Source organism: Amycolatopsis sp. cmx-11-32 (assembly GCF_047608695.1).
Taxonomy (GTDB): Bacteria; Actinomycetota; Actinomycetes; order Mycobacteriales; family Pseudonocardiaceae; genus Amycolatopsis.
The window spans coordinates 246774-258411 of sequence record NZ_JADNQN010000001.1 but is presented as its reverse complement, the minus strand read 5'-3'; the positions used below and the strand labels follow the sequence as shown (position 1 = coordinate 258411).

General features: G+C 68.3%; 14 protein-coding genes. 7 read left to right on the top strand and 7 right to left on the bottom strand.

All coding sequences use genetic code 11. The features are described 5' to 3' along the window. Positions 1-25 precede the first annotated feature (25 nt). The 4 genes from ACM6LR_RS01205 to ACM6LR_RS01190 all read left to right on the top strand — a co-directional run bounded on the left by ACM6LR_RS01205 (position 26) and on the right by ACM6LR_RS01190 (position 2813). Positions 26-610 (top strand): PH domain-containing protein, encoded by a 585-nt coding sequence (locus tag ACM6LR_RS01205; RefSeq protein WP_414935701.1) that lies wholly within the window; start codon positions 26-28, stop codon positions 608-610. Further along, on the top strand, positions 610-1542 hold the full coding sequence (locus ACM6LR_RS01200; RefSeq protein ID WP_414935700.1) for a hydroxymethylglutaryl-CoA lyase: 933 nt from the start codon (positions 610-612) through the stop codon (positions 1540-1542). Before ACM6LR_RS01205 ends, ACM6LR_RS01200 begins: the two co-directional genes overlap by 1 nt. Positions 1543-1701: 159 nt before the next feature. After that, positions 1702-2532: a TNT domain-containing protein gene (locus ACM6LR_RS01195; protein ID WP_414935699.1), complete on the top strand. Its 831-nt coding sequence runs from the start codon at positions 1702-1704 to the stop codon at positions 2530-2532. After that, on the top strand, positions 2529-2813 hold the full coding sequence (locus tag ACM6LR_RS01190) for a hypothetical protein (RefSeq protein WP_414935698.1): 285 nt from the start codon (positions 2529-2531) through the stop codon (positions 2811-2813). Before ACM6LR_RS01195 ends, ACM6LR_RS01190 begins: the two co-directional genes overlap by 4 nt. Before the next feature lies 1 nt (position 2814). Here ACM6LR_RS01190 and hisN read toward each other — a convergent pair whose 3' ends face one another. Continuing rightward, entirely contained in the window at positions 2815-3600 is a 786-nt protein-coding gene (hisN, locus tag ACM6LR_RS01185; RefSeq protein WP_414935697.1) for a histidinol-phosphatase, read from the bottom strand. Between the two features lie 42 nt (positions 3601-3642). Between hisN and ACM6LR_RS01180 the strand changes: the two genes are divergently transcribed. From ACM6LR_RS01180 to ACM6LR_RS01170, 3 genes are all read left to right on the top strand, one after another. Then, complete coding sequence (locus ACM6LR_RS01180; RefSeq protein WP_414937049.1) at positions 3643-4347, top strand: response regulator transcription factor; 705 nt, start codon at positions 3643-3645, stop codon at positions 4345-4347. Position 4348: 1 nt separating this feature from the next. After that, a complete protein-coding gene (locus ACM6LR_RS01175; protein ID WP_414935696.1) occupies positions 4349-5632 on the top strand; it encodes an ATP-binding protein in 1284 nt (427 codons plus the stop codon). Between the two features lie 63 nt (positions 5633-5695). Beyond that, positions 5696-6208, top strand: a complete 513-nt coding sequence (locus tag ACM6LR_RS01170) for a hypothetical protein (RefSeq protein WP_414943002.1) — start codon at positions 5696-5698, stop codon at positions 6206-6208. On the opposite strand, the gene ACM6LR_RS01165 is transcribed toward ACM6LR_RS01170, so the two are convergent. The 6 genes from ACM6LR_RS01165 to ACM6LR_RS01140 all read right to left on the bottom strand — a co-directional run bounded on the left by ACM6LR_RS01165 (position 6186) and on the right by ACM6LR_RS01140 (position 11463). Continuing rightward, the gene (locus tag ACM6LR_RS01165) at positions 6186-6599 is read right to left on the bottom strand and encodes a hypothetical protein (RefSeq protein ID WP_414935694.1); all 414 of its coding nucleotides are present in this window, start codon (positions 6597-6599) and stop codon (positions 6186-6188) included. The two genes, ACM6LR_RS01170 and ACM6LR_RS01165, sit on opposite strands and share 23 nt — an antisense overlap. A 3-nt stretch (positions 6600-6602) precedes the next feature. Then, positions 6603-7235, bottom strand: coding sequence for a response regulator transcription factor (locus tag ACM6LR_RS01160; protein ID WP_414935693.1), 633 nt, complete (start codon positions 7233-7235; stop codon positions 6603-6605). Positions 7236-7365: 130 nt separating this feature from the next. Next, positions 7366-8013, bottom strand: coding sequence for a response regulator (locus tag ACM6LR_RS01155; RefSeq protein WP_414935692.1), 648 nt, complete (start codon positions 8011-8013; stop codon positions 7366-7368). 469 nt (positions 8014-8482) lie between these two features. Further along, complete coding sequence (locus ACM6LR_RS01150; protein ID WP_414935691.1) at positions 8483-9319, bottom strand: NAD(P)H-binding protein; 837 nt, start codon at positions 9317-9319, stop codon at positions 8483-8485. 11 nt (positions 9320-9330) lie between these two features. Beyond that, positions 9331-10689, bottom strand: a complete 1359-nt coding sequence (locus ACM6LR_RS01145; protein ID WP_414935690.1) for an MDR family MFS transporter — start codon at positions 10687-10689, stop codon at positions 9331-9333. 237 nt (positions 10690-10926) lie between these two features. Further along, positions 10927-11463 carry a GtrA family protein gene (locus ACM6LR_RS01140; RefSeq protein ID WP_414935689.1) on the bottom strand — a complete coding sequence of 179 codons (537 nt, stop codon included), beginning with the start codon at positions 11461-11463 and terminating at the stop codon, positions 10927-10929. Between the last annotated feature and the right edge of the window lie 175 nt (positions 11464-11638).

Genomic DNA, 11638 nt, shown 5'->3' with positions numbered 1-11638 from the left:
CGAACACACTTTGGGAGCGTCCCTCGTGGCCTATCCGGACGATTTGCTCAGCGAAAACGAGCACGTCGTGGTGCACAGTCACCCGCATTTCAAAATGCTGATCTTCCCCTTCGTCGCGCTGATCGTCACGCTCGGCGTCGGCGTCTGGCTGGGCATCCTGGCGAAGGACGCGGCGGCCCCGTGGGACCTGATCTCGCTGATCGCGGTCGGCGCGATCGGGCTCGGTCTCGTCGTGTGGCTCTTCCTGGCGCCGTTCGTCCGCTGGCGCACGACGCACTTCATCGTGACCACGGACCGCCTGATCGCCCGGGAGGGCGTGCTCAAGCGCACCGGGATCGACATCCCGCTGTCGCGGATCAACAGTGTCCAGTTCGAGCACGGGCTGCTGGACCGCGTCTTCGGCTGCGGCACGCTGGTCATCGAGTCGGCTTCGGACGAACCGCTCAAATTCGACGACATCCCCAAGGTCGAGCGGGTGCACACGGTCATCTACCGCGAGGTCAACGACAACCCGTACGACGACTTCGCGCCGCCCGCCGCGGGCGGGCCGCAGCAGACCGAACCCCTGCCGCCGCAGGGACACCAGCCGCGCGGAAACCGGCGTCGCTGATGGGCACGCGAGAGCTGGGGCTGCCCGATCGCGTCCCGTCCGCCGCCGCGCTGCCGGAGCGGGTGACGATCTGGGAGGTCGGCCCGCGGGACGGCCTGCAGAACGAGAAGTCGATCGTTCCGGTCGAGGTCAAGCTCGAGTTCCTGGACAAGCTCGCCGACGCCGGGTTGACCACGCTCGAAGCGACCAGTTTCGTGAGCCCGAAATGGGTGCCGCAGCTGGCCGACGCCGAGCAACTCCTGTCAGGGCTCGATCGGCGTGAAGGTGTCCGTTATCCGGTGCTCGTCCCGAACGAGCGCGGATTGGACAGGGCGCTGGAGGCCGGGGTCTCGCATATCGCGATCTTCGCCAGCGCCACCGAGACCTTCGCCAAGAAGAACCTCAACGCGACGGTGGACGACCAGTTCGCGATGTTCGAGCCGGTCGTCACCCGTGCGCGGGCCGAAGGTCTCGACGTCCGCGGATACGTGTCGATGTGCTTCGGCGACCCGTGGGAGGGCGCCGTCCCGGCCACGCAGGTCGCCGGAGTGGGCAAACGTCTCCTGGACCTCGGCTGTTCGCAGCTTTCGCTCGGGGACACCATCGGTGTCGCCACCGCGGGCCAGGTCGAGGCGCTGATCGGGCAGTTCTCCGACGTCGACGCGCTGGCCGTCCACTTCCACGACACCTACGGCCAGGCGCTCGCGAACACGTTGGCGGCGCTCCGCTGCGGTGTGTCCACTGTGGACTCCTCCGCCGGTGGTCTCGGCGGCTGCCCGTACGCCGAGTCGGCGACCGGGAACCTCGCGACCGAGGATCTGGTGTGGATGCTCGACGGTCTCGGCGTCGAAACCGGTGTCGACCTCGACGCGCTGGTGTCGACGAGCAAGTGGATGGCGGGGAAGCTGGGCCGACCGAGTCCGTCACGGGTGGTCAACGCGCTCGCGGGATGAGACCGTCGCCGGGAAACCGTGGCGACTGCCGGCCCGCGCGGGCCTTGACGCGCTTCCGGGTATCCGCCGACGAGATCACCGTTCGGCGCTAAGGTCTTAGCGCGTCCTGTCCGCTGCCTCCCCCTTCACCGGTGGGACCGATTCCTTGGGGGAGGTGCGGTGACCGATCCGAGCGAGGCCGGCACGGGCCCGATTCGGCTGCCCGTCCAGTACAAAGGCGCTGACGCACCGACGCCGCCTCACGGTGCGCGCGCTCCATACGCGCCTTCGCCGTGGCCGCTCGCGGTGGCGCCGTTGCGAGTTCCGTTCCCTCCGCCGCCCGCCGCCCCGCCGCCCATGGGCGCCCTGCGGACCGAACGGGAGAGCGTGATCGCGCTGTTCCTCGTGCACATGTTCCCCATCGGGCATCTTCCGGTGGCGATGAGCAGACCAGCGCGCCAGTTGCCGCTCCCCGACGGCGGTTCCGGCCCGCTGGATCACCCCGAGGCGGACGTGCTGGACGACCTGGACGCGTTGTCGCACGTCAGCAGCGGTTTCCGGCGATCGCCGACGACTCCGGCCGTCGTTCCCCCGCCGGCGTTGACCAGGGGACACGACCCCTGGGGCGAAGGGTCCCAAGAGGACTGGCGAAAGCGTTTCCTCGGTGAAACCGGCTATCTGTGGCCGCCCGGCGAACTCTTCCCCGAGGGCGGTATCGATCCGGCGAAGCCGGTGATGCTCGAGGTCGGTACCCATCTCGACCGCTTCGGTGACCGGCACGGCCGGGTCTTCGCCGAGGACGCGACCTTGTATTCGATGCGTTCGTTGCCGCCCGGCCAGGTCACCGCGTATCGGCGTTACCGCGTCGTCCGGCCGTTGCCGGTCTGGCGTTCGGTGACCGCCGAGTGGTTCGGCCAGCCGGGCGGCGGAGTCCGTTTTCGGGCGGTGCTGGGCGCCGATGAACTCGTCACGCTGGGCTTTCTGGCGGACGTCACGGGGGAGGTTCGGTGAACACGGGGACGATCCTGCGATGGCTGGCCGCGCTGGGGGTGCCGCCCGAGGTGGTCTCGGTCGGCGCGGAGGCGGACAACGCCTGGTGTCTCATGCGCTCGGACGCAGAAGGCACAGACGGCGCCGAGCCCGCCTGGGAAGTCTTCTGGCGTGAGCAGGGCAACCGGTACGACTGGGCGCGGTTCACCAGTGAACAGGTCGCCTGCCACTACCTTTTCGGCCGTCTGGCCTGGTCACAGGTCGCGCGCGGCGCCGTCGGCCTCCTCCCCGGCGCGCAGTGATTCAGCGCTTCAAAATGGCGAGGACCTCGTCGTGGAGCAGGCCGTTCGTCGAAAGCGCTGAGCCGTTGTCGTAGCGCGCCACGCCGGAAAGGTCGGTGAACCGTCCACCCGCCTCGGTGATCAGCACCTGGGCCGCGGCGACGTCCCACGGATTGACGACGCATTCCGCGGTGACGTCGAGCGCGCCCTCGGCCACCAGGCAGTGGTGCCAGAAGTCGCCGAAAGCGCGGCTTTCCCAGCACGCGTTGACGAGGTCGAGGTATTTCTCCCGCGAGTGGTACTCGACCCACGAGTTCAGGTCGGTCGTCGACAGGTACGCGTCTTCGAGCGACGCGACCTTCGACACCGAAAGACGTCGTTCGCCGGCGGAGTCGCGCATCCAGGCGCCGTCCCCGGCGGCCGCCCACCAGCGGCGGCCGAGCAGCGGCGCGCTGATCATGCCCACCACCGGGGTGCCGTCTTCGACCAGCGCGATCAGCGTCGCCCAGACCGGTACGCCGCGCAGGAAGTTCTTGGTCCCGTCGATCGGGTCGAGCACCCAGGCCCGGCCGGTCGTGGCCGAACCGCCGCGTTCTTCGCCGAGGACGGTGTCTTCCGGACGTTGTGTGGCGAGGATCGCGCGGATCGCGTCTTCGACGGCGGTGTCCGCGTCGGTGACCGGAGTCCGGTCGGGTTTGCGCTCCACGGCCAGGTCCAGCGCGCGGAAGCGGTCGGTGGTGATGGCGTCGGCGGCGTCGGCCAGCCGGGTGGCGAGTTCCAGATCATTCTCGTAGCCAGGCACGGTCACGATGCTTTCACGCCCGGCAGTCGTAGAGTTGGCCAGGTGAGCATGGTGTTACTCGCCGAGGACGACCCGGCCATCGCCGATCCGCTTTCCCGCGCGCTGCAGCGGGAGGGATACGACGTGCGTGTCGTCGGCGACGGACCCGCCGCCCTCGACGCGACCGAGAGTGATCGAGTGGACCTCCTGGTCCTCGATCTCGGTCTGCCGGGGATGGACGGGCTCGAGGTCTGCCGCCGCCTGCGCGCGAGCGGCACCGAGGTGCCGGTGCTGATGCTCACCGCGCGCACGGACGAGGTCGACTTCGTGGTCGGGCTCGACGCGGGCGCCGACGACTACGTCGCCAAGCCGTTCCGGCTCGCCGAACTGCTGGCCCGCATCCGGGCACTGCTCCGCCGCCGGGCACCCGAGGTGCTCGACGCCGGGGGAGTGCGGATGGACCTCGGTGCCCGGATGGTCACCGTGGATCTGCACGAGGTGCAGCTGGCGAACAAGGAGTTCGAGCTGCTGCGGGTGCTGATGAGCCGCGCCGGCCAGGTGGTCAGCCGCGACGAGATCCTCGCCGAGGTGTGGAACGACCTCGAATCGAAGACTTCGAAGACACTCGACATGCACATGTCGTGGCTGCGCCGGAAGCTCGCGATCGCCGCGGACGAGGCCGCGGGCCGGACGGCGAAGCCCGGCGGCAACGGCGACGGCGAACGGCGGATCGCCACGGTCCGCGGCGTCGGCTTCCGCTTCAACGCGGAATAGCATGCGCCGTCGCATCCTCCTGGCGATCCTTCTCGCCGTCGCGGTCACGGCGGCGGTGCTGGGCATCCCGCTGGGAATCACCGCCTGGCAGCTGGTCGAGAACCTCAACCGCGAGAACCTGGCTTCCTCGGCGCGCGGGATCGCGGCGACGCTGGACAACGAGATCGCCGTCGGCCAGCCGATCAACCTCGACCTGCTCCGGGTGGGCGTGCCGCAGGGCGGGCTGCTGACCGTCCGCGCGCAGGGGCAGATCGAGAAGCGGTATGGCTCCGACCCCGGTACCGATGTGGTGTCCGAGCGAGCGCCGATCGCGTTGCACGGCGAGGTCGAGCTGGCCATTCCCGCCGGGCCGATGCGTACCCGGCAGACCCAGGTGACGTTGCTCGTGGTGTTGCTGGTCGTGCTGTCGGTGGGCACCGGCACGGTGGTCGCGACCGTGACGGCGCGACGGCTCGCGAAACCGCTGAGACACGTCGCCGATCGCGCGGTCAAACTCGGTGGCGGTGATTTCCGGCCGGATCCGAAGCGCTACGGCGTCGGCGAACTCGACATGGTCGCCGAAGCGCTCGACGCGTCCGGCTCGGCGCTGGCGCAGCTCGTCCAGCGAGAACGCCAGCTCGTCGGCGACGTTTCCCATCAGCTGCGGAGCCGGCTGACCGCGTTGCAGCTGCGGCTCGAACCGCTCACCGTCCATCCCGATCAGGACGTCGTCGACGAGGCGAAGGCCGCGCAGGAACAGGCGGATCGGCTGGCCGGGGCACTCGACGAACTGCTGGCCGCCGCGCGGGCGGCGCGCGAGGTCGGCGCGGAACCGGTGAATCTGCCGGAGGTGCTCCCGATCGTGTCGGAAGAATGGCGACAGCTGCTTCGCGCCGAAGGCAGGCATCTGCGGCTCCGTGTCGGTGACGGGTTAAGAGCGAGGGCCACCCCTGGCCGGTTGCGCGAGGTTGTCGGCGTCCTGCTCGACAACGCGTTGCGTCACGGCGCGGGGACCGTCACGCTCGCGGCTCGGCGTGGCGACACGGACGGCACCGTGGTCATCGAGGTCGCCGACACCGGGTCGGGCGTGCCCGACGAGCTGGCGCCGCACATCTTCGAACGCGGATTCTCCGGCGGCGGGTCGACCGGCGTCGGGCTCGCCCTCGCCCGTGCCCTCATCGAGGCTGACGGCGGGCGGCTGGAGTTGTCGAGCAAGCAGCCCGCGGTGTTCAGCCTCTTTTTGAAGGTCCCCCGTCCTGGCGATGTGGCCGAAGTGCGCTGGCCCGCCGAGCGGGTCCCTCGCTAGGACCTCCCGAAGGATCTCCCGATCGGGCAACGCCGGGGAAGCGCGCAGACCTAACGTCGAGGGGTGCACGCGTCGGCGTTCCGATACAGCCCACCGGGGAATCCGGTGGCCGCGGCGACCGTGGAGATCGGCAAGGTGACGGTTTCCGTGCGGTTGTCCTTCGACGGCGACCCGTCCGCGTACCGCTGTCCGGCCGGTGGGGTGGAGCGGAGGGAAGCCGAAGCCCTGGATCTGCTCTCGAAGGGCCTGTTCGTCAGCGGGATCGACACCCCGATCGCGACCGTCACCGGAGCGGCGGGTCATCGGTTCGTCCAGGAGAACGCCGTGTTCCAGCCCCCGGACCGCTGGATCTACCGGGGCAGCTGCGGGGTCGGTGCCAGCCGGAACGGGCTGACCTTGACCGGTGTGCTCGGCTACCGTCTCGAAGTCCGTGCCGGCTGGGCTCGACGGGCCGGTGAATGCGGCCCGCCCGCGACGGCGGCCGAATGGTGCGAGTTCTTCGGTGCGCAGCTGGCGTCCATCGGAGGGGTGGTCCTGCGGCGGGCCTCGGTGCTCAGTCCCGGTACTCCGCCGTGACCGTGACGACGAACGCCGCCCTGGCGGGCAGGCCGAGGCTGACCCACAGCCCGGTCGGGTCGGTTTCTCCGAGAGCCAGCCGCACCGGCTGCTCGTCGACCATCAAGCTTTCGGTCCAGATCAAGGCTCGCAGCGACCGGTCGAGCAGGGTGTGCTCGTCCCGGACCTTGCCCGCCCGCGCCGCGACCAGATACGACAGCTCACACCGCTTCGCCCGCACGGTGCCGGTTCCCGGGCCGGCACCGTGCAGGGCGAAGAGGAACAAGTCGACGCTCGACACCCGCGTCTCGGTCTGCCAGGTGGGTTTCGGCGGATCCAGCCGGACCACCGTCCCCTCCGGCAGATGCGGTGCGATGAGCTGGCACAAAGCCTCGTCGACCTGAGTGATCACGAGTCAGATCAATCCCTCACGCAGTGCGTAAGCCACCGCGTGCGAGCGGTTCCGTAGCTGGAAGCGATTGGTCACGTCGTGCAGGATGCTCTTCACCGTGCGCTGCGAGTAGCAGAGCTGGTCGGCGATCTCCTGTGTCGAGAACCCCGACGCGACCAGCTTGAGCACCTCGGTTTCCCGGCTGCTCATGCCGCCGAGGTGCAGGCCACGCGGCTGCAGGACCTGACGCTGCAGCCGGGAGACCCGGTGCAGAAGCCTGCCGAGCAGGTCGGGCGGGAGCGCGCCTTCCCCGGCCGCGGCCGCCTTGATCAGCCGGACCAGGACATCGGCGCCCGCCTCCGAGCGGCGAGCGACCGCGCAGACGCCGTGCTCGATGGCGCTGAGGATCTCGTTGTCGTCGACTTCACCCGCGACGAGCACGATGCGGGTGAACCCCTGGTGGTGCAGCGCGGACAGCAATCGCGTCATCGCCTCGTCGAGGCGGTCGGTGACCAGGAGGGCCACCATGGTCGGGTCGGCGGTCTCCCCGTCCACCAGCCAGACGTCGTCACGGGAGCGAAGCGTCATACAGACGCCGTTGTGCAGGATCGGATCGGTGGCGCGGACGATCACCGGTGTCCTGTTCGGTTCGAACATGTGACTCCCATTCCCCTCGAACGGTGCGAGGGCCCCACCCTTCGCACTGCTCACCCTGCCGGGTGCGGTGTCCCGGGCGCATGGGACTCCGGTCCCGACCTTGCCCGAAAAGCCGCCCTATCCGGGGTGTTCAACGACCGAGTCCCGCTTCACGGGCGAGGACGATCGCTTCGGCGCGGTCTGCGACATGAAGTTTGCTGAACACGTTGGAAATGTGGTTCCGCACGGTTTTCGGGCTGAGGCACAGGGTGCTGGCGATGGCGGTGTTGCTGTGCCCGCCGGCGATGAGCGAAAGGACCTCTCGTTCGCGGACGGTCAGTTCCGGGAACACCGTGTCCGCGCTCGGCTGAGAGTGGTTGAAGAAGCCGAGAACGCGCGTCGCGATGTCGGGCCCGAAGATCGCTTCGCGCCTTGCGACGGCGTGAACGGCACGGATGATCTCGTCCGGTTCCGCGTCTTTCAGCAGATATCCGCGGGCGCCCGCCCGCATCGCGGAGAATACCGATTCACTTTCGTCCGCCATGGTCAGCATCAGCACGCCGACGCCGGGTTGTTCGGCGACGATGTGCCGAGTCGCTTCGGCACCGCTGAGATCGGGCAAGTGCAGGTCCATGACCACGACGTCGGGTCTGAGGGCGCTCGCCGCGCTGATCGCGTGCGCCCCGCTCGCGGCCTCGCCGACCACGCCGATCTTCGGCTCGTTGGAGAGCAAGGTGCACACCCCGAACCGGAACAGTGGATGGTCGTCGACCACGAGTACGCGAAGGTGTCTGTCCATGTAGTCCCCCTGTATCCCCGAGGCGGCACGCTAGCGAGAGGACCGGCCGGGAACAATGCGCGGTCCGGACAGTGGACCCGGCGAGAATTAAACGCCTGATGAGTGTCGCGTATCGCGGGAACCAGCCCAAGTCTTTAACCCTTTCGGTCCAGCCTTGGGAGAGCGAGGAACTAGTTCAGCCCGCACGTCTTCATGGTCGAAGGCGCGAACGATCAACGGCACGCCACCGCCTTGGTGAGGACGCTGACTGAGGTGCCGGGCGAGTCGTGACGTATGCGAACGGGGACAGTCACCTGGTGACGGTGCCCGGCACGGGGCACGGCCTGGTGGCGACGATCAACAACACCGTGTCGCGTAGCGCAAGTCATTGACCTTCGGTTCAGGCCGGGGGAGCAAGGGACCTTTGCTCTCGCTTACTTAGGAATGCTAAGCGAGTGATAGCAAAGGTCCCTCGCTCTCTTTTCGCAGGTCAGGCGAAGGCGGGAGCGTGCTCGCGGGCCCAGTCGGCGAACGTCAGTGGCGCCCGGCCGAGGAGTTCGCGAACGGTGCCGAACACGATCCCCTCGTTCCCGGCGGACTGCCGTTTGAGCTCGAAGATCCCGTCGACGGCCGAAGCGGGCCAGCCGAACCCGAGCATCCGGGCGCGGGCGTCGGCTTCGGGCTCTTCGGCGTAGGTCAGCTGTCGACCGAGGGCGTCGCCCAGGATCTCGACTTGCCGCCGCGTCGTGAGGGCCTCGCCACCGGTGATCGGATACGTCTCGCCCGCGTGCCCGCCGGTGGTCAGCACCGTCGCGGCGACCTCGGCGATGTCGCGGACGTGCACCAGTGCGGATGCCGGATCGCCTTCGGGGACGCGGATGACGCCGTCCCCGCGCACGGCGTGCAGCCAAGCGAACCGGTTGTCCATGAACGTGCCCGGACGCAGGATCGTCCAGTCCGGCCCGGCCTCGCGCACGGCCTGTTCGGCCGCGGTGTGCACAAGGGAGATCGGATCGGTCTGTCCGAAGTGGACGCCGGTGGTGGAGAGTTTGACGACGTGCGCGACATCGGCGGCCGCTTTGAGCACCGTTCGTTCCTGTGCGAGCGGATCCGAACCGTGCCCGGAGGTCAAGATGAAGACGCGATCGACGCCGTCGAGCAGCGCGGGGTCGAAAGCGTCGAGATCGCCGGCGACCACTTCGGCACGCGGATCGATCCGGGCGCGGGCGGGGTCACGCGTCAGAGCGCGTACGCGAGCGCCTTTGCTGAGCAGTGAGGGAACGAGTTCGCGGCCGATTTTGCCGGTGGAACCGAGAACGAGAATCATCGAAGAACTCCTTAGTGGTGGCGCCGCAGGGAAACGCGCGGCAGGAAGAGGGAGGCGGCGAGGCCGATCGCCAGGGCGGGAACCATCACCCAGAACACCCCGTTGAGCGCGGAGGCGTAGCCACTGGGACTTTCGGTGCTGAACGAACTCGTGAACACCACGCCGAAAACGGTCAGCCCGGCCGTGGTGCCGAGGGAACGAAGAAAGCCGACGGTCGCCGAAACCGCGCCGAGATCGGTGCGGGGCACGTTCTGCTGGGCGGCCATGGAAAGCACCTGCATGGTGAGACCGGCCGCCGCACCGAACACGACGAGGTAGGCGACGACGAGCGGCAAGGGCGTCATTTCGTCCATTGTGGACATCGCGAGGGCGGCGGTGAGGCCGAGCGTCATGCTGAGGATCGGCGCCCAGCGATAGGCGCCGGTCTTGGCGATGACCCGGCCCGCGACCATCGACGACACGGCGACGGCGAGCGTCATGGGCAGCAGGAGAAGCCCGGCTTCCGACGGCCCGGCGCCGCCCGCGGTCTGCAGGAACAGCGCCAGGTAGTTGACCGAACCCAAGAAGACGAACCCGGCGGCGGCACTGGCCAGCACGCTGAGGCTGAACATCCTGGCGCGGAACAGCCGAAGCGGGATGATCGGCTCGGCCGCCCGCCGTTCGATGATCAGGAAGGCGACGAGCAGCACGACGCCGATCGACGCGGACAGCGGTGTCGCCAGCGTCAGTCCGACGATCGCGCCGGACAGGGCGACGATGCCGGCGAAGTCGAACGGGGCGGTCGTCCGGCGCCGTTCGAGCCGCAGGCATCGCGCGACGATGACGAAGGCGGCCAGCCCGATCGGCACGTTGACTCCGAAGATGGACCGCCAGCCCGCGAGGTCGGTCAGCACGCCGCCGACGACCGGACCCGCCAGCGAGGACCCGGCGAAACAGATCGAGAACCAGGCGAAATAACGCGCGCCTTCGCGGCCGGGAAACAGTTCGCCGATGATCGCGGCGACCGCGACGAACAGGCCGCCGGAGCCGACACCCTGCAGGACGCGGGCGGCGATCAGCAGCGGCATCGTCGGCGCGAACGCGCAGGCGAGAGAGCCGAGGACGAACAGCGCGATCGCGACGAGAACGACACGTTCACGGCCGAACAGGTCACCGAGTTTTCCATGGACGGGCGCGCTGACACTGCCCGCCAGCAGGTAGGCGGTGGTGACCCAGGCGAACGACGTGGCGCCGCCGAGTTCGCCGACCATGCGAGGCAGGGCGGTCGCGACGACCTGGGCGTCGAGCATCGCCAGGAACACGGCGGCGAAGAGCCCGACGAGGGCAAGGGTGTTTTGGGCGCGCGGAGGCGCCCCGGGAGCGGTACTCAAGAAAGAGATCCATTCACTGGAACGAACGAGGACACGCGAAGGACGCGGAGCAGTGCTCCGAATCCCCGCCAAGACGGGAAAAGGCTCAACCGTCATCCGAACCGGATGCGGTCCTCTTCGCGCTTGGCGATCACCTCGGATTCGTCCCGCTCGACCCGTGCGAACCCGGCCGGCGTCAGCAGTGAAGGAACGTTGACATGGATGACCCTAAACAATCACATGTCTTTTGACAAGTATCTATCGGAGAGGAACGACGTCGTCGTCCTCGTCGCTGTCCCGGCGGCGTTTGCCCAGCTCGTCCGGGAAGACCCACTTCTTGAAACCCCAGAAGCGGAAGAACATCGCCAACAGCATGCCGATGATCGACCCGCTCGTGAAGTCCGCGAACTCCTGGACGAACCGCGTCACGTGCGGCACTTCGAGATCGAAGATGTACCGCGACGTGTAGAGCGGGATCAGGTTGACCACCACGGCTATCCCGCTGATCACGAAGAAAAGCGCGGCCTCATGATGCCGCTCGCGGCCGCCGCGGGTCCGGAAGGACCACTCGCGGTTGAGGATGTAGGACACGATCGTCGCGACGATGATCGCGATCGCCTTCGCCGTGGTCGGCTTCGGCTCCAGCACGCTGAGCTTCAGCAGGTACCAGACCCCGTTGTCGACCAGGAACGTCGTGCCGCCGACGATCGCGAACTTCAGCAGCTCGCGGTGCTTGATCAGCACGGATCGGAGCGGCTCGGGCGTCCGGGAAAGGACGGATTCGACCACGGTCACCCGACCATTCTAATTCGCGCGGGCCGTCCAACGGGCCGGCAGGGCACTGTCGGAGCGTTATAGGACACTTTGGGCGATTCTTCGGCGGTGGACCGGACTTCCACGACGTCACACGTGTCCCAGCCGTACCACCTGTATGTGCTGATACTTCGCTGGCCGTGAAGCCGGTAGCAAG

Coding starts and splice junctions, on each gene's coding strand:
- ACM6LR_RS01200 (WP_414935700.1), top strand. CDS start 610: ATGGGCACGCGAGAGCTGGGGCTGCCCGATCGCGTCCCGTCCGCCGCC.
- ACM6LR_RS01180 (WP_414937049.1), top strand. CDS start 3,643: ATGGTGTTACTCGCCGAGGACGACCCGGCCATCGCCGATCCGCTTTCC.
- ACM6LR_RS01175 (WP_414935696.1), top strand. CDS start 4,349: ATGCGCCGTCGCATCCTCCTGGCGATCCTTCTCGCCGTCGCGGTCACG.
- ACM6LR_RS01160 (WP_414935693.1), bottom strand. CDS start 7,235: ATGTTCGAACCGAACAGGACACCGGTGATCGTCCGCGCCACCGATCCG.
- ACM6LR_RS01155 (WP_414935692.1), bottom strand. CDS start 8,013: ATGGACAGACACCTTCGCGTACTCGTGGTCGACGACCATCCACTGTTC.
- ACM6LR_RS01150 (WP_414935691.1), bottom strand. CDS start 9,319: ATGATTCTCGTTCTCGGTTCCACCGGCAAAATCGGCCGCGAACTCGTT.